Below are 17,610 nucleotides of genomic sequence, written 5' to 3'. Positions count from 1 at the left end.
AAGCACGAGCCATCCAGAAGGACCGTTCAAGGCAAAGCCGAAATGCTCTGGTGCAGCCCACATTGCCAACCTGCGCCGCAGGCACAAATCATCGGAACCTTGGAAGTCCACTGCGCGAGCAAACCAGTCATTCATGTCTGAACGACAGATGTCTGCTTCAGCCGAGGGCACTTTCTGAGAAGTTTTTCAGGTGGTTTCCTTGACTCCAAATATATGTTGATATCAACTTTTATTATGCCAAGCATCATATCACCTTCCGCAACCCTGGAGGTCCGCGACCGCTGCCTTTGCTTTCGGACACAGCGGGCCGCGCGTTCGCTCGCCCGGCGCTTTGACAGAGTGTTCAGGCCATTCGGGATCACCCAAGGGCAGTTTTCTCTCATGATGGCGCTGAACCGTGCCGATCCACCGACCATTGGCGAAGTTGCAGCTTTTCTTGCCATGGACCGCACAACTCTGACGGCGGCGTTGAAACCGCTTGCACGTCGGAAACTGGTCACGGTTGCCACTGATTTGAAAGACACACGCGCGCGGCGATTGTCGCTTACCGCAGTGGGTCGTTCATTACTATCCGATGCGTTGCCCGTCTGGCGGGCCGAGCATGACGCCGTGGACAAGCTACTTCTCAAAGTGGAGGGCGGTCTGGAGCTTGAAGCCCTGCGCGATGGCATTGGCCTGTTGGGTCAAGCCGATCGCGCTCCCCTGGAATCGTCCGACAAAGGAGACTAAAGATGACCGATCTCATCCTCACGACCCTTGATTGGGTGCCAGACTCCCCGCGTGGTTACGTCCGCGACTTGCTCATTCGTTGGGCGTTGGAGGAAGCATACCTTCCCTATCGTGTTGAAACGACACCCTTCGACACCCCGGAAGAGCGACTGCCATTTCAGCCCTTCGCACAAGTCCCATGGCTGACCGACGGCGACGTCACTCTGGGCGAAAGCGCTGCGATCCTCCTTTATCTTGGCGACCGAAGCGAGGTGCTGATGCCCTCAGACCCGCAGGGGCGTGCTAAGGTCATGCAATGGACATTTGCGGCCGCGAACTCGGTCGAACCAGCGATTTTCGGTACTCTCTTCTTCGGAAAAGACGATCCAAGCTCACCTGGCCGTAACGCGTTAGAGGCGTTCATGAAGCGCCGTCTTGAGCGATTAGATGCGGTTTTGGCGGAACGGGATTGGTGCGCAGATCAGTTCTCCGTGGCGGATATTTTCATGACAAATGCGCTTCGTTTGCTTGACGGTCACGACATTCTTGACCGCCACCCGGCCTGCCGCGCCTATGTCGAACGCGCCACCGCGCGCCGAGCCTTTCAGAAAGCATATTCAGATCAAATCGCACATTTCGAAGCCGCTGACGCGGTCCGGACAAAGACAGCGAGCTGAAGACCATCCAATGATCCTCGAACGCGGAGAGAGCCTAGAATGGTAGTTGGCATTGCGATCACCACATTCGACTGGGTGCCAGACGCGCCGCGCGGATAAGTGTTCGGTCGCAACAGAGTTGCCCTCCCTGGCGGACCATCGCGACAACACTGAAAGGAACAAGATATGCTGAAGTTTTTAACAATCGGATACGGCGACAATGATGGCTATAGCCAGACACCGGCAGCAGTTCGCGCAACCGCGCACGCGCAGGATGCTCGACTTGTTGCTGAGGGTGCGATTATGGGACTTGCCGGATCGCCTGTGCAAGTCCGCAACCCCGAGGACTCTGGCGTTGAAACCACCGAAGGACCATTCCTGTCTTCCGACCTACCAATCGCTGGTTTTGCAATCATCGACGCGGAAAGTCTTGAAGAAGCGATCAAAAAGATGTCTGGCGTTCCCTGTTCCGTAGCCCACGGAGTAGTTGAGATTTGGCCGATTTGTTAGGCGGCAAACCTGGCATCTATTCAGCGAGAGCTTTCAGCGAAGACGAAATCGTCTTTTGACCTCTTCAGGGAATATCTTTGAAGCGGCAGAGCTTTTTGATCGTGGCAGGCGATCACATGCGGGGCCGCATTGTCTACCAAGTCCCAATCGTCAACTCGGTCGTCGTGGCTCAAATAGAGGTCGAACAATGCTTGGCTGTGACCCGCGTCCAGGTTCTTTTCCGGGCCTGAAAGTCCATCATGGCGACAGAGGCCATTCTGGCTTCGTACCTGTTGTCGTCCAGAAGGCTCTCGATATCGTTTAGCTTCAGTGAAGCTAATTTCTTCGCGATGCGAAAGACCTTCGACATACGCACCCCATCAGGACGGTCGCTGGATCGCCGCCATTGTAGAAATGCGCAACATAGTCGACATCCACCGATTTGGCCTCGGCTTCCAGCGCGGCAACAACGTCTGCTGCAGTGACCATCACACCGTCTCGAATATCAGCGCGTCTAGGTTGCGATAGCTGGCCCCCAAACCCTCTATCCATTGGACTTTGCAGGACACCATCCCGCGCTGCTCTGCCGTCGTAGTGCAGGCTCATTGTGACTGTCGTCTGGTCGTCAGTTTCGGTGTGAGCGCGCCGGACCATGGACACTGAAGCATCGAAGCTACGCGTGATTTCAATTGTCGTGTCGGTCGGGGTTGCTATGCGAAGAGGCTTCATGGGGTATCTTCTTCCTGTCTAAGTTGATCCAACACATCATCAAGCCGGGCGTAGTTCGCTTTCCAAATCGCGTGGTACTGTTTCAGCCAACCATCAGTGGCCGCAAACGCTGCAGGTTCGATGCGTCGAGGCCGCGATGTACCCTCAATACGTGTCGTAATCAGTTCAGCCTTTTCCAACACCTTGAGGTGACGCGAGATGGAAGGCTGCGATATGGCGAACGGCTTACGGATTTCATCTACGGTCGCTTCTCCCTGAATAAGCCGCGCCAAGATGGCGCGACGTGTAGGGTCAGCTAGAGTCTGAAAGGCTGAGTCAAGGTTGGTCACAGCACCATTACATAGTAAATATGTTATATAACAAGTTCACATTACAATTTCGAACTGGTCATTCGCTGCGTTGCCAATTTTGGAAGGTAAGGGCCCGGAACCTATGTCAGACGCAACACAGATTCCGTTTGTAGGAGCTCGGACCATTCGCCGTGAGCAGCCAAACTAGAACTTTGACGTATCAAGAGGATGTCGCGGTGCGGCCGACCGGAACAGACAATAGTTGCATGCGCGAAGTGTCAAATTCATCAATATCAAGAGTGCGGGCCCAAAGGGTCTTGATCTAGCGGCCCCGAATGTCCGTATCTGATATACTATTCGCGTTCCGTCGCGATGGCTCTTCCGCTGAGAATGCTGCCAGAAAGATATTCGCGGCTTCACGTGCATGGCTTTCAAGCTCATTCTTTGCAGGTATTGATTTGTCTCCCAACATCATAGCTGAGTTGATCGGTGCGCCCATGACAAGCCAGTTAAAATGGGCCGCTGCCGTGTATGGATCAGTCTCTTGCAGTTCACCGACGCGACCGTAATGCGCGACGGCCTTTGCAATGCGCCTGATGGAACGCTGTGGGCCATGCTCGTATAGTGACTCGCCCAATTCGGGAAAGCGTTCGACTTCGCCGATGACCATCCGACGTAATCGCATCAATCGCGGCGTCATGACGACGGACAGCTGATCAATCGCTGCATTGATGAAAAAGTCCTTAACTGACTTTCCTTCAAAGTTGTCCTCGACATCCTCGCCAATGTCGCAGGCAGCGCTGCCAGTCATTTGCTCAACGACCTGAATGAACAGAGCTTCCTTCGAATTGAAACGCGCATAGACGGTCTGTTTGGAGACACCAGCATGTTTGGCCACAGCATCCATGTTTGTGCCAACAAAACCATTGCGCAGAAAGACATCTTCCGCTGCTGTCAAAATCTTGATCTGGCTGCGTTTGATGCGTGTTTCTGCGCCGTTCGACATGCTGGTTATCCTTTAGCTCACCGACACCTTACACCAAATCCTTGACTGATCAAACTGGATGGTCCAGTCTACTTCACGAAGAATCGGAAGACCATGCCATGCAAATGGCCAATCTTAGCTGTCGCTGCGGAGAGGTTAAATTGACGGTCGAAGGGCTGCATATCGCATCCGTGGAGTGTCTATGTTCGAGTTGTCAAACAGCCGCCCAGACGTTGGAGGCGCTACCGGGTGCGGCCGCTGTCTTGGATGCCAAAGGCGCTACTCCTTTTGTCTTGTATCGAAAGGATCGCATCGCGATTGTCGCAGGTCAGGACAAGTTGAAAGCACACCGGCTTTCGAATGACGCCGGGACCCGCCGCGTCGTTGCCACCTGTTGCAACACCCCGGTGTTCATGGAACTGAAGGGTGGGCATTGGTTAAGCCTTTATGCTGCGCTTTGGTCTGATGAAGATCGACCCGCCATTGAGATGCGCACCATGACAGGTGCTCGCAAGGACCTCCCCAGTGACGTCCCCAACCTGAAAACCCACTCCCTCGCCTTCTACGGACGACTATTCGGCGCATGGACGAGGATGGGATTTCGGAACCCCCAAATTGCTGACAATGGAGAGCTGCATGCTGGACAGTGACGACAAGATCGAAATCGAAAGTATCACATCTCCTGGTCAAACCGAGCGCGTTAATCGGGCCAAATACAACGCGATGCGAGAGGCATTGTTGCCGGTGCTTCCTTCTGATGCGCCTGGCATGACGGTAGCCGACGCGAAGACGGCACTGCTAAAGCACTTGTCTCAGGAGTTTTTCCCCGGCGGGGAGAAAGCCGGATGGTGGCTGAAAGCGGTGCAGCTCGATCTGGAGGCGAAGGGTATCATCGTCAGAGGAACGGCCAAGCCCGTCCGGCTCTATAAGGCCGCATCAGAATAGCAATGGAGAGCTTAGACTATGACATAGAAGCCCGACAACTGTTCCAGTGTCAGCCCGTATTTGATGGTGCGTGATGCTGAAACAACGCTTCGTTTTCTGGAAACCGTCTTCGATGCGACACGACTGCGCGTGCATCAAAGGGATAGTGGTTCTGGCGTGGAACATGCCGAAGCCCGCATCGACGGGAATGCCATCATGATGGGCGAGGTGCCAGAAGCCGCTGAGGCACATGTGCATGTCTATGTGCCGGATGCAGAGGCCGCCTTTGAACGCGCGCTGTCGGCCGGTAGAAAAGTAGTGCAAGAGCTGCGTCGATCGGGCGACGGTGACCATCGTGGCGGCATAGCCGATGGCAATGGCATCGTCTGGTGGATTTCGACCCAGGAAGAGTATCGCGATGGAGCTGGTGAGATAGGCAGAGATTGTTAAGTCGGCGCTACCAATAACCCCAGGTCAACCAAGGCGTTTCCTACGCTGAGTCGCCCTCGAAAACACATAAACGCCTACACGCCCAGCATCTTATGAAGGATGGTAACCTGGTTTTGCACGATATACCCGCTGATAAGCGTGGTCACCTCATCAAAATGATACCGGATTTCTTCTCCATTCAACCGCACTAAGAAAACTGTCAGATCGTGCTGTCGAAGCCAACGAACAATCCAAAAGATATCGTGGAACGGATTTTTGTACGTCGGTGGCGGAGCTCCGCTATCAGACGCGCACTCAACGCCTTTGAAGACACTCAACTCCAGCCGAAGCCGGCATTCGCCGCGTGGCGCAGATTTGTAAGATCTGGGTTCTCAGCCACTACTAGGATCAGCACAGCATTTAGCCGCTAAGTCCATATACCAAGGTGAAGCCAGCCCATTACCGACATCGAGCGCACAGTCGAGATGCTCCGGTGAGGCCCGTCGAACTGGTCATTCACGGCAGTTGCAAAACCTAGAATTAGCCCCGCCTGAGATCTGCGGTACCAACCTGTTATTCGCTGCAAGGTCGCGAGTGGCCGGGCTCATGAAGGATTGTATCAGCGACGCCGACGCCGCAAAGCCGTGAACTCGTAGTCTAGTTTCCTTTAGAGACATGACGCCGGAAAGCTAGTCGGCCAAGCCGTTAGCAGCGCTGAGACCCCATTCTCGAAGTGCCGTAATCGCACTATGCCTCGAACCAGGTTCTGGTGCCGCTAGCCAATACGATAAGTCATGCGCAACTGAGTCCGTTAGCCACACCGCTCGAATCACATTGTCCCACCAAGGCCCAGTGAAGCTGAGGGCAGTCGCGATTTTTGTGCTCTTAACCCAGCCAAATCCCTGACAATATTAACCTAATCTACCATTCATATAATGTCCGACATTAATGTTGATTTTGTCGGACATTAATGACTAACCTGGTATAAAGCAGAACTGGATACATCTTTTGCCTTCATTCAATGACACCTTTTCCAATCTGACCAACGCCAATCCAGTCGATGCACTGAAGCTGTTGCCAGCGCGTAGTACCAGCCGCGACGTGCTCGAAGCGCTATCGCTTATGATCGAGACGCAAGGCTTGGGGATCGGCGACCGCCTACCGCCCGAAATCGAGATCGCGAAACGTCTTGGGGTCGGGCGCGCCAAAGTGCGAGAGGCGCTGACCGCTTGGCAAAATATGGGCATCGTGACGCGCAACAAAAAGGCGGGAACGCGTCTTGCAGCAGAGGTGTCCTCCAACGCGATCCAACTGCCGGTAACGGTGAAGCTGGAAGCCGAAAGCTTGTTACGCACCCACGCCGTTCGGCGCCCGCTTGAGATCGAAACGGTCCGTCTTGCCGCTCAGAATTGCGATGCACATCATCGGCGGATCATCAGCGCACGCGCCGCCGAGTTGATCGCTGCCTACGAAGCCGGGGAGGATTGGCGGCCCGCCGACCACCGGTTTCACGCGGCTCTGCAGGATGCGAGCGGTAACCCGTTGTTTGGTCAATTGATCCGGCAAATTCAGCAAGGCTTCAACGAGATTTATGAAGCCCCGTTTGGCCAGGCGCATTTGGGCCAAGCCTCGATCCCTATGCATCAGCTCTTGGCCGATGCGGTGACCGCTGGGGATGCCGAGCAGGCTGCAGCTCTTATGGAACAGATAATGTCCATGGTTGAACACGAAATCAGGGATGTGATGAAAGCAATGGAGCGTGGCAATGTCTGACATGCCAGACATTGCGACCGTTCTGGCTTCGGTTTTGGCTGAAAATGGTGGCGCGGTCACGCCACCAATCGTGCAGACGTCGCTCTTTTCATTCGAGAGTTACGCGGCGTTTGAGGCCCGCATGTCTGGACAGACCAACACCGCCATATACACCCGCGTGCAGAACCCAACGGTTGGCGCGTTCGAAGATCTGATGGCGCAGGCGGAAGCGGGCGAGGCGGCTGTTGGGTTTGCATCGGGAATGGCAGCCATCAGTTCGACCTTGCTGGCCTTCGTCAAACCGGGCGACCGGATCGCCTGCATCGAACATGTCTACCCCGACACCTACCGGTTTTTTGAACGCATCCTGCGCCCCTTTGGCGTTGAGATCGAATACCACACCGCTTCTGCGTTTGAGGAAGATCCCAATCTCCTCAGCGGTGTCGCAATTGCCTATCTCGAAAGCCCCAGTTCGGTCATTTTCAGGCCGATGAACCTATCGCGGGTGGCTGAGCATGCTCGGCATCATGGTGCGATCACAATCATCGACAATTCTTGGGCCAGTCCGGTGTTCCAACGCCCGATCACGTCTGGGATCGACATCGTGCTGCATTCGGCCTCGAAGTACATCTCGGGCCATTCGGACACGGTTGCGGGCGTTGTGGTGTCCTCCCACGCCTATAATGCCCGCATCCGTGACCTGACATTACCGCTGATCGGAGCGAAGCTGGCGCCGTTTGAAGCGTTTCTTTTGACCCGTGGCTTGCGCACCTTGAAGGCCCGGATGATGCAGCACCAAGCGACCGCGGATTTATTCGTGGACCGGCTGGCTTCTGTGCCGCAGGTCCGCGAGATCAACAGCCCCGGCGCCAACTCGGTGCCTGGCTTGATGGGGCGTTCCGGGCTGATGTCGATCGAGTTCGACGATAGCGTGGATATCCGCGCTTTCGCCGACGCTGTCAGGCTTTTTCGTCTGGGTGTCAGTTGGGGCGGGTTCGAGAGCCTGCTGCTGCCCGCCCGCGTCGGGCTGGCACAGGCTGGCCTGCATAACTCAATGCAAACCTTCGGGGTGTCTCCCAATCTGGTTCGTCTGAACCTTGGTTTGGAAGACGCGGAAGACCTTTGGGCAGACTTCGAGACTGCCCTGATCGCAAGCGTGACCTGAAAAAATGGATCCGGATACCAAACACATAGGAAGAGAAGGGAGTTGCTAATGAAACGCATTCTTATAAGTGCTAGCGCCATCGCCATGATGAGTGCCGGCGCCGCGCAAGCCGATACCACGCTTCGACTGGTCGAGGTTATCACCAGCCCTGAACGCACCGCCGTTCTGGAACAGCTTGTCGCCGACTTTGAAGCCGCGAACGAAGGTGTGACTGTGGAGATCACCAGCTTGCCGTGGGGCCAGGCGTTTGAGACGCTGGCTACGATGGTTGCGGGCGGCGACATTCCTGACGTCGTGGAAATGCCCGATACTTGGGCCGCCCTTTACGCTGGATCGGACCGATTGGTGGACCTGTCAGAGCATGTCGCGGGCTGGGAGCACGGCGAAACACTGACCCAGCGCACTGTTGAAATGGGCAGTCAGTCTGGCGGCTTCAACATGATCCCCTACGGCTTCTACCTGCGGGCGATGTTCTACAACCGCGCTTTGCTGGAAGAGGCCGGTGTCGCAGAGCCGCCACGCACGATGGAAGAGTTCGCCGCCGCCGCCGCCGCGGTGTCTGAGCTGGACGGACGGTCGGGATATTGTCTGAGGGGTGGCCCGGGTGGCACGAATGGTTGGATCATGATGGCCGCCGTGATGAACGGCACCAATGAATTCTTTACCGAAGATGGCCAAAGCCGCATCAATGAGCCGGGCTCGGTAGACGGGATCCAGTTCCTGCTCGATCTCTATCAAAACGGTCATGCACCGCGCGATAGCGTGAATTGGGGCTTCAACGAGATTGTGGCGGGCTTTTATTCTGGCCAGTGTGCATTCCTGGATCAGGATCCCGATGCGCTCATCGCCATTGCCGAGCGGATGGATCCCGAAGACTTCGCTGTGATCCCGATGCCCGTTGGCCCCTCGGGTGAGGCCTTTCCGACCATCGGCTTTGCGGGATGGTCGATTTTCAACACGACCGAGCATGAAGACGAAGCGTTCGATCTAATCGCAGCCCTCTCATCTCCGGAAGCCAATTCCGTCTGGGCGCAACGTGTCGGCGTGATCCCGATCCACCAGGGCGCCGATCAGGATCCGTTTTTCCAGACCGATCAATTTGCGGGTTGGTTCCAGACGCTGAATGGCGAGGAATACGTGCCCACGATTATGCCGACCTATCTTGAAGAATGGGGCTATTTCGCAAGCACCGTCGTGATCGAAAGCAGTCAGGAAGCGCTTTTGGGTCAGATCACCGCACAGGAGCTGGCCGATCAATGGGCCGAGTATCTGACTGAAGCGCAAGCCAACTGGCAGGCCGCCCAGTGACGATGCGCGCACAAATCAGTTCCGTGCCCGGGGGATCTCGGGCACGGCGCTCGCTCTACTGGCGGTACATGGTTGAGCCGTTTCTCTACCTGTCACCTGCTATCATCCTGATTGGGACTGTCATCCTCGTGCCGCTTATCATCGGGATTTCCTATTCCTTTCAGTCCATCGAGATCCTGAATCCGTTCGCCGCCGGCTGGGTGGGGTTCGAGAATTACGTCGATCTCTGGTCTGATCGCCGTTTCTGGATCGCCTTGGAAAACACCTTTTGGTGGACGTTCTGGTCGGTGTCGTTCCAGTTCCTTCTGGGCCTCGGCCTTGCACTGCTGCTCAACACGCAATTCTTTGGTAAGAAGCTCTTTCAGGCCCTGGTGTTCCTGCCTTGGGCCGTGCCCACCTTCCTGTCCGCGCTGACCTGGGCCTGGCTCTTCAACCCAACCATTGGACCGCTGCCGCACTGGATGGCAGCGCTTGGGATCCTCGATGAACCCTATAACATCATGGGGAACCCTGACCTCGCGCTTTGGGGGCCAATCGTCGCCAATATCTGGTTCGGCGTGCCGTTCTTCGCGATCACGCTGCTGGCCGCCCTGCAATCGATCCCCGGAGAGCTGTACGAAGCCGCCGAGATCGACGGCGCCTCGCCGTGGCAGACCTTCACCAAGATCACCTTGCCCTTCCTTGCGCCGATGATCGCCATCACCGTGATGCTCCGCACGATCTGGATCGCCAACTTCGCGGATCTGATCTTCGTGATGACCGGCGGCGGCCCTGCCAACTCCACACAGATCCTGTCGACCTACATCTTCACCACCGCTTTCCGCCGTCTTGACTTCGGCTTCGCATCAACGATCGCCGTGGCGCTTCTCATCATCCTTCTGGTCTATGCTGTCTTCGTCCTGTGGCTGCGCAAAAAACTTGTGAAAGTGTGATCGGCCATGTCAGTCACTCGTTCGAACCCCGCATTGATCATCGGCAAATACCTAGCGCTGCTGGCCTATCTGATCTTTGCACTCTTTCCGCTCTACTGGTTGGTGAAGATCGCCATCACCCCAGATCGCCTGATTTTCACCGAAGGCACCGAGCTTTGGCCATCGGCCACCACGCTGGACAATTTCCGGACGGTGATCTTTCAGACGGATTTCATGGCGTTTTTCGGCAATTCGCTCTATGTCTCGCTTGGGACGGGGGCGGTCACGACGCTGATTGCCGCCGGGGCCGGTTACGCGTTCTCGCGGTTCAACTTCGGCGGCAAGAAGATCATCGTCGCGGTCATGTTGATCACCCAGATGTTCCCGCTTCTGATGATCATCGCGCCGATCTACAAGATCGTGTCCTCGCTTGGGATGCTGAATTCGCTGACGTCGCTGATCGTGGTCTACACCGCCTTCAACATCCCCTTCGCGACCTTCCTGATGCAGAGCTTCTTTGATGCGATCCCCAAGGATCTGGAAGAAGCCGCGATGATGGATGGCTGCACCCGGTTCCAGGCCTTGCGCAAGGTGATCTTGCCGCTGACGCTTCCAGGCCTCGGCGCGACGCTCGGCTTCGTCTTCACCGCAGCTTGGTCCGAATTGTTGTTCGCCTTGATGCTGATCTCGGACAACGATGCCATGACATTCCCGGTGGGCCTGCTGACCTTCGTGTCGCGGTTCTCGGTCGATTGGGGGCAGATGATGGCGGCAGGCTCGCTCGCCCTGATCCCCAGTTGTCTCTTCTTCATCTTCATTCAACGGTATCTCGTGCAGGGCCTCACGTCCGGCGCGGTCAAGGGATAGGGGGCCAGCCGATGGCACGCATGGAACTCAAGGATGTGGTCAAACGCTACGGTATGGTGGAGGTCCTTCGCGACATAAACCTAGACATCGCCGACGGGGAATTCATCGTTCTGGTGGGGCCGTCGGGCTGCGGAAAGTCGACGCTTTTGCGTATGATCGCCGGGCTTGAGCCGATCACCGAGGGCGATTTCATGATCGATGGGGCGCGCATGAACGATGTGCGTCCGCGCGACCGAGACATCGCGATGGTGTTCCAATCCTATGCGCTTTACCCGCATATGGATGTTGCCCGGAACATGGGCTTCTCCATGGAAATTCGCCGCGACCCGGTGGATGAAAAAAAACGTCGTGTGACCCAGGCGGCTGCGACCCTTGGGCTGACGGCCCTGATGGATCGTCTACCCAAAGCGTTGTCGGGCGGACAACGCCAGCGCGTCGCGATGGGCCGGGCCATTATCCGCGACCCACGCGCTTTCCTGTTTGATGAACCCCTATCCAATCTCGACGCTGCCCTGCGGGTCGAGATGCGGCTGGAGATTGCGCGCCTGCACCAGCGCCTGGGCGCCACGATGATCTACGTCACCCATGATCAGGTCGAGGCGCTGACATTGGCAGACCGCATCGTTGTGTTGAACGGAGGTGATATCCAACAGGTCGGCAGTCCGCTTGACCTGTATGAGCGTCCAGCCAACAAATTCGTCGCGCAGTTTATCGGGTCGCCCACCATGAACGTCGTTCCAGTGACAGGCGGTGTGGAAGGGGTCACCCTGGCGAATGGCCAATGGCTTGCCTTGTCGATGCGCGAAAACACGCCCTTCGCAACCGAACTTGGCATTCGCCCCGAGCATCTAGATGTGGTGGACCCGGCCCCGCACGTCCTGACCGCCACGGCGGATGTGGTCGAGCATCTGGGCTCAGACACGAACATCTATGTGAATGTCGACAAGGTCGGGCCGATGATGGTCAGAAAACACGGTAACATTCCGATTGCGGCTGGCGATACCCTGGGGTTGCGGGTTGACACAGACCATGTTCACCTCTTCTCAGAAGGAGGCATGGCGCTGCCCACGCCTGTCGGAAGGGCTGCCTAACATGACACGCACATCAGACATTCGTCGGGCATTGGAGCGGAAGACATTGTGGCTGGCATCGTGGATGATCCATCACGCCAACAACATCCGCGAAAAGGGTCAGATCAAGGTCGGGGGGCATCAGGCGTCGTCGGCCTCGATGAATGCAATCCTGAACGCGCTCTATTTTGACGTATTGCGCCCGGAAGATCGGGTGGCCGTCAAACCCCATGCGAGCCCGGTTTTTCATGCGATCCAATATCTTCTCGGCAACCAATCCCGCCAGCAACTGGAAGATTTTCGGGCGTTTGGTGGCACACAACCTTATCCGTCCCGCACCAAGGATCACGATGATGTGGATTTTTCCACCGGGTCGGTTGGCATGGGCGTGGCGATGACGGCTTTCGCGTCGATGACGCAAGATTATCTGGCCGGGCATGGCTGGCTTGATCGTCCGAAGGGACGGATGATCGCTTTGGTGGGCGACGCCGAACTGGACGAAGGCAATATCTATGAGGCGCTTTTGGAAGGCGCCAAGCATGATCTGCGGAATTGTTGGTGGATCGTCGACTACAATCGCCAATCGCTCGACGGTGTAGTGACGCAGGGCCTGAACGCGCGGTTCCGGGACATTTTCGTTGCCTGCGGTTGGGAAGTATTGGAGCTGAAATACGGCACGCTTATGCAAGAGGCTTTTCAGCGTCCTGGGGGTGCGCAGTTGAAGGCGTGGATTGATGGCTGCGACAACAACCTGTATTCCGCGCTGACCTTCAAAGGCGGCGCCGCGTGGCGCGCGCAGATGGAGAGTGATTTCAAAGGCGACAACGAGGCGTTGGCGCTTCTGGCAGATCACAGTGATGCAGATCTGGCGCGGTTGATGGGCAACCTTGCGGGTCACGACGCTGCACTGATGGCCGAAACGATGAACGCCATCGATCATGACCGCCCGGTCTGTTTCATCTGCTATACGGTCAAGGGCCATGGTCTTCCACTGGCGGGGCACAAGGACAACCATGCCGGGATCATGACCGACGCGCAGGTCGAAGACCTGCGCGACGCGATGGGAATTTTGGCCGGGGCGGAATGGGACGCCCTTGCAGGCATTGATATCCCCGAGGCTGAGGTCAGGGAGTTTTTGGACGGGATCCTCCCCTTTAACGCGCAGGGTCACCGTCGCCTGACAGCCAAATCTGTACCCACCTATGACAATGTTCATCCGAGGATCAAGGATGTCACCTCCACCCAAGAGGCGTTCGGAAAGATCCTGGCAGCGATCGCCTCGGACGCGCCGGATCTCGCGGAACGGATTGTCACAACTTCGCCGGATGTGTCTGTGTCTACTAATCTGGGGCCGTGGATCAACAAGACGGGGCTGTTCTCCAAAACCGATCAGGCCGATGTGTTTCGCGATCAATCGGTGCCATCGGTGCAGAAATGGCAACGCCATGGAAACGGCCGGCATGTAGAGCTTGGGATTGCCGAGAATAATCTGTTTACGTTTCTTGGCGCGCTTGGTCTGTCGCATTCCTTGTTCGGTCAACGGCTTCTTCCGGTTGGCACCGTCTATGATCCGTTTATTTGCCGTGGCCTCGATGCATTGAACTACGCGTGCTACCAAGACGCTCGGTTCATGCTTGTGGCAACACCGTCGGGTGTATCGCTCAGCCACGAAGGTGGGGCGCACCAATCCATTTCCACACCTCTGATCGGAATGGCGCAGGATGGGTTGGCAAGCTTTGAGCCTGCCTTTGCTGACGAGTTGAACGCCATCATGCGGTGGGGATTCGACTATATGCAGCGTGACGGATCCAATGATCCATCCGAAGAGACGTGGTTGCGCGATGAGACCGGTGGCTCGCTCTACCTGCGCCTGTCGACCGTTCCGTTGGAGCAGATTGACCGCCGAACAGATGCGGCATTCGATGCAGGCGTGATCGACGGCGGCTATTGGCTACGTCCACCCGAACCGGGCACGCGTATCGCGATTGCTTACACCGGAGTCGTCGCGCCGGAAGCAATTCGCGCAGCGGGCCTTCTGTCCGAGACCATGCGTGGCATCGGCGTCTTGGCCATTACATCCGCCGATCGGCTAAATGCGGGGTGGCAGGCGGCGGAACGGGCGCGCCAGCGTGGTCGGACCCATGCGAGATCAACGATAGAGACCTTGCTGGCGGATTTGCCTGCTGACGCGAGCCTGGTGACGGTGACAGACGCTCATCCCGCTGCGTTGTCTTGGCTGGGTGGGGTGGAGGGCCACAAGGTCAAATCCCTCGGGGTAGAGCATTTTGGACAAGCCGGAACGGTCGAAGACGTCTATCGATTGCACGGGATCGATGCCAATGCCATTCAACACGCCGCGATGGCGCTGACCGGTGGAAAAATTGCACCATACGCGCTGTCACTGCCTGCGTGATATATGCCGACATCCGGAGCATTCTGCGGTCGGGGCTAACTCCAGGCGGCCGGAACAAGGTTGGATCCCGCGCAAAGTCATACATCAAGCGATCGACTCGACTGACCTGATCGCCTTTGGAGCCGAGTTTATGGGTCGGCTCCGTTTAGGTATTAGCCTCCATTCGACCGGTCGGCATAATCATATGGCGTCGGGCCAGCGATGGTCCATGAACAGAGCCCTCAATTATTCTGCTATCAATCCAAGAGATTGGATTTTGGAGAATCCATAGTTTGCACGGGCTTCGCCGGGCGATCTGTTCGGACCTGCTTCGCTGCGTCCAGAGATTTCTTGGCGGATGTAGGTCAAGCGATCCTGCGCCAGCCGCTCGTCACCAAAAGCGGTCATTCACCATGATGCAGCACTTTGTAGGTCTGAGTTCACAGCCGAACTGCGGCGGTGCAACGCTCTGAATTTGGACACAGATATCGCCTGTCGGGACGTCTATGGCGGACATCGTGCTGCGATGCACTAAGGCCTGCTTTGCGTCCGCATACCGGGCTCTCGCGGCGTCTTGCACTGCGCTACGGATGCCGACATTCGAAATGGTTTCATGACGCGGGTTTGGCCTCAACTGATGTAGACGCCGCAGCGGCACCGACACAATCAGATGTCGCGAGCCAGGCTGCGTTGGCAGCCCAAAGACAGGCTGGCCCACATCGGCAGCAACGGGTCCAGAATGCGATGAACCAGCAGCGAAATAATCTGATCCACTCTACGGTTAGGCGCCAGCTGACACCGGCCTTCGCCTCTTGTAAGTCCGGCTAAAGGCGGACGTCAGAAACATTCGGTTTTTTCGCCCAGCACCCAACCCTTCGGCCCAATCACTCTCTCGCTGTTTGCGCCTCGTCTGTCGGACTTACCCGTGTCGCGAGTGTCTCAGTTCCAAGCCGGGTTTTCATTAAGAACACGTTGTAGATAGGCCTCCACCGCGACATCGTGAAATACAATTCACCATCGATATCGGCACTCGGAACGATGTAGGGTGCGTAAAGCCCAGGATAGTCGCGGCTGTCTGCAACAACCTGCATATCGCTCCACGGTCCGGTCAAGGCCGAGGCGCTGCGCAAAACGATCGCGCGCAGGGTCGGCTCATAATACATCATCAAAAAGCGCTGGTGTGCCGCGCTCCAAGTAACGGACAGCTCGCCAACGGCTGGAGGCACCACATCAGCGGCGGCATGAATGTTCGGCACCCAGCTTGCTCCGTCCCAATACTCATAGGCAGCAGGATCAAACATCTCCCCTGGCGCGACACGTCCCAGTTTTACAGCACCAAACCGACCTTGCGGAATGCCAAAGACGTAGATCATACCACCCTCTTCAAGATAGGCGACCTGTTCGAACCCGGTTCCGGCGGGCCAAACGGCTGTCTGCGATCTTGTCCATGTCTGGCCTTCGTCGTCGGACCACGCCAGCCCAGAGCGGCGCACATACCAGCGATCGTCCTCACCCCACATCCGCACAGACATGTAGTGCATGACCATCTGGCCTGCGGCAGAGATGGCGTTGGTGGGGATCACCGTCCATTCAATCCCCGGAATACGGGCCGCACGCACCAGTTCGCTTGCGGTGCCGTCGGCCGCCTCACTCATCGCGGCAAACGAAAAACCAGCACGCGGGTCCGGGTCAGCGATCCGGGCGATCACGTTACTCCGCCAATCGCTGCGGTCGGGGCCATAGGTGTCGCCGAACATCATGTAGAGTTCGTCGTTGTGCAAAAACATGTGCCCCAGATCCGTGCCATGCACATTCCATCTATCTGCTGTGGAATTTTCTGATTCGGCACCTGTCAATTGGGCCACAACCTCGGTCATGCCGACCAACAGGCCAGGATTCTGGGGCGTTTCATCCTCACTCATCGGCGACGCTAAGCTCATAGCACTGGTCAGGACCGGCGCATCGCGAGTGGATAGCACTGGCAACTGGCCGGCGCATGTCGCCAACGGCATCATAAGTGCCAGAAAAACCACGTATTTCTTGAACATCGGCTGCCTGTCCTCCCATGATGGAGTTCCAACGGGTGCCCTGACCTGAGGGCTGCAACGCAGAGCCCACCATCAGTATGAGCAGTATTTGACCGATATTCAGCAAACAATAAAGCGTTTTATTGCCTATCTGCACCATATTTCGAATTTGTGATGGACATACGATTTAGCTTGCGAATCGCCTCCCTTCTTTGCGCCGATCAGGCGAGAGAAGGACAGCCCGTTCTTCGCAGAAAAATGCGTAGGCAGGTCAAGGTGTTCTGGGTATTTGTTCAACCGGCATCGTATCGCAGGGAAGCTCTGGATGCCGATGTTCGATCCAGCGTAAGAACCGTTCACCGTCAGTGGTGTTACAAGTCCGCTCACCGGGTCATGCGTGGTGATCTCGTCCTGGGTTCGCCATGTCACGCGATAACTTACCGGTTCTGACACCCTTTCCAAAGATTCATAGCGCGGGCGTCGCCATGCACGCCCCATAGGTTGTGGATACGACCGAATTCTCTGCCAGGAACTGAGGAACGATCGCCTTCAGCGTCTCTGCAACACATTACATTCCTTCGAAACGATGACGCTCGTCGAGGATGATCACAACCTTGTGGGCTCGTCCGGCCCGGGCAGACACCTTTGGATGTTTTTCACCGGTTCGTTGAAGAACAGACGGCCCACCTTCGCCATCCGGCAGCATTTTGGTAGATCTGTGCTCGCTGCCGCCATCGGAGCAATCGCAGCATTGCGTTAAACACTCACGTCTACCTCAATGAGAACGGCCCATTCCGGACCTTCGACCTTCCGTCAGGATGCTGCGGTGCCGACCATCAAAGCAGATGGGGTGGATGGCTCCCGCTCCCAGGCGTCGTAATGCGCCATGTTGCAGGTGTCATGATCAG

17 protein-coding genes are annotated in these 17,610 nt (G+C 56.7%); 13 read left to right on the top strand and 4 right to left on the bottom strand.

Features of this window, described 5'->3' with window-relative positions; translation table 11 throughout:
- The first annotated feature begins 339 nt into the window (after positions 1-339).
- The 3 genes from V8J82_RS09490 to V8J82_RS09480 all read left to right on the top strand — a co-directional run bounded on the left by V8J82_RS09490 (position 340) and on the right by V8J82_RS09480 (position 1,874).
- A complete protein-coding gene (locus V8J82_RS09490; RefSeq protein WP_439650051.1) occupies positions 340-729 on the top strand; it encodes a MarR family winged helix-turn-helix transcriptional regulator in 390 nt (129 codons plus the stop codon).
- Between the two features lie 2 nt (positions 730-731).
- Positions 732-1,385, top strand: coding sequence for a glutathione S-transferase family protein (locus tag V8J82_RS09485; RefSeq protein WP_339974632.1), 654 nt, complete (start codon positions 732-734; stop codon positions 1,383-1,385).
- A 165-nt stretch (positions 1,386-1,550) separates the two neighbouring features.
- Positions 1,551-1,874 (top strand): YciI family protein, encoded by a 324-nt coding sequence (locus tag V8J82_RS09480; RefSeq protein WP_339974630.1) that lies wholly within the window; start codon positions 1,551-1,553, stop codon positions 1,872-1,874.
- 704 nt (positions 1,875-2,578) lie between these two features.
- Here V8J82_RS09480 and V8J82_RS09475 read toward each other — a convergent pair.
- Positions 2,579-2,911 (bottom strand): ArsR/SmtB family transcription factor, encoded by a 333-nt coding sequence (locus V8J82_RS09475; protein ID WP_339974628.1) that lies wholly within the window; start codon positions 2,909-2,911, stop codon positions 2,579-2,581.
- A 283-nt stretch (positions 2,912-3,194) separates the two neighbouring features.
- On the bottom strand, positions 3,195-3,878 hold the full coding sequence (locus V8J82_RS09470) for a TetR/AcrR family transcriptional regulator (protein ID WP_339974626.1): 684 nt from the start codon (positions 3,876-3,878) through the stop codon (positions 3,195-3,197).
- 41 nt (positions 3,879-3,919) lie between these two features.
- Here V8J82_RS09470 and V8J82_RS09465 point away from each other — a divergent pair, with 41 nt between their 5' ends.
- The 10 genes from V8J82_RS09465 (at position 3,920) to V8J82_RS09420 (ending at position 14,696) form a co-directional block, all read left to right on the top strand.
- The gene (locus V8J82_RS09465; protein WP_339974623.1) at positions 3,920-4,507 is read left to right on the top strand and encodes a GFA family protein; all 588 of its coding nucleotides are present in this window, start codon (positions 3,920-3,922) and stop codon (positions 4,505-4,507) included.
- Positions 4,494-4,802 (top strand): DUF6958 family protein, encoded by a 309-nt coding sequence (locus V8J82_RS09460; protein ID WP_339974621.1) that lies wholly within the window; start codon positions 4,494-4,496, stop codon positions 4,800-4,802. The genes V8J82_RS09465 and V8J82_RS09460 overlap by 14 nt, the downstream gene beginning before the upstream one ends.
- 66 nt (positions 4,803-4,868) lie before the next feature.
- Entirely contained in the window at positions 4,869-5,231 is a 363-nt protein-coding gene (locus V8J82_RS09455) for a VOC family protein (protein WP_339974619.1), read from the top strand.
- Positions 5,232-6,218: 987 nt separating this feature from the next.
- Positions 6,219-6,983: a FadR/GntR family transcriptional regulator gene (locus V8J82_RS09450; RefSeq protein WP_339974617.1), complete on the top strand. Its 765-nt coding sequence runs from the start codon at positions 6,219-6,221 to the stop codon at positions 6,981-6,983.
- Entirely contained in the window at positions 6,976-8,127 is a 1,152-nt protein-coding gene (locus V8J82_RS09445; protein ID WP_339974615.1) for an aminotransferase class I/II-fold pyridoxal phosphate-dependent enzyme, read from the top strand. The genes V8J82_RS09450 and V8J82_RS09445 overlap by 8 nt, the downstream gene beginning before the upstream one ends.
- Positions 8,128-8,175: 48 nt before the next feature.
- On the top strand, positions 8,176-9,435 hold the full coding sequence (locus V8J82_RS09440) for an ABC transporter substrate-binding protein (protein WP_339974613.1): 1,260 nt from the start codon (positions 8,176-8,178) through the stop codon (positions 9,433-9,435).
- 68 nt (positions 9,436-9,503) lie between these two features.
- Positions 9,504-10,367: a carbohydrate ABC transporter permease gene (locus V8J82_RS09435; RefSeq protein WP_339974610.1), complete on the top strand. Its 864-nt coding sequence runs from the start codon at positions 9,504-9,506 to the stop codon at positions 10,365-10,367.
- Between the two features lie 6 nt (positions 10,368-10,373).
- Positions 10,374-11,213 carry a carbohydrate ABC transporter permease gene (locus tag V8J82_RS09430; protein WP_339974608.1) on the top strand — a complete coding sequence of 280 codons (840 nt, stop codon included), beginning with the start codon at positions 10,374-10,376 and terminating at the stop codon, positions 11,211-11,213.
- 11 nt (positions 11,214-11,224) lie between these two features.
- Entirely contained in the window at positions 11,225-12,304 is a 1,080-nt protein-coding gene (locus V8J82_RS09425; protein ID WP_339974606.1) for an ABC transporter ATP-binding protein, read from the top strand.
- A gap of 1 nt (position 12,305) precedes the next feature.
- Positions 12,306-14,696 carry a thiamine pyrophosphate-binding protein gene (locus tag V8J82_RS09420; protein WP_339974604.1) on the top strand — a complete coding sequence of 797 codons (2,391 nt, stop codon included), beginning with the start codon at positions 12,306-12,308 and terminating at the stop codon, positions 14,694-14,696.
- Between the two features lie 225 nt (positions 14,697-14,921).
- Here the strand turns inward: V8J82_RS09420 and V8J82_RS09415 are convergent, their stop codons facing one another.
- Positions 14,922-15,083: a hypothetical protein gene (locus V8J82_RS09415; RefSeq protein ID WP_339974602.1), complete on the bottom strand. Its 162-nt coding sequence runs from the start codon at positions 15,081-15,083 to the stop codon at positions 14,922-14,924.
- Between the two features lie 476 nt (positions 15,084-15,559).
- A complete protein-coding gene (locus V8J82_RS09410) occupies positions 15,560-16,597 on the bottom strand; it encodes a glycoside hydrolase family 183 protein (protein WP_339974600.1) in 1,038 nt (345 codons plus the stop codon).
- Between the last annotated feature and the right edge of the window lie 1,013 nt (positions 16,598-17,610).

Origin of the sequence: Gymnodinialimonas mytili (genome assembly GCF_037544085.1) — a bacterium.
GTDB classification, from domain to species: Bacteria; Pseudomonadota; Alphaproteobacteria; order Rhodobacterales; family Rhodobacteraceae; genus Gymnodinialimonas; species Gymnodinialimonas mytili.
Note: the sequence above shows the minus strand (reverse complement) of the source record. Positions and strands in the feature narration are given on the sequence as shown.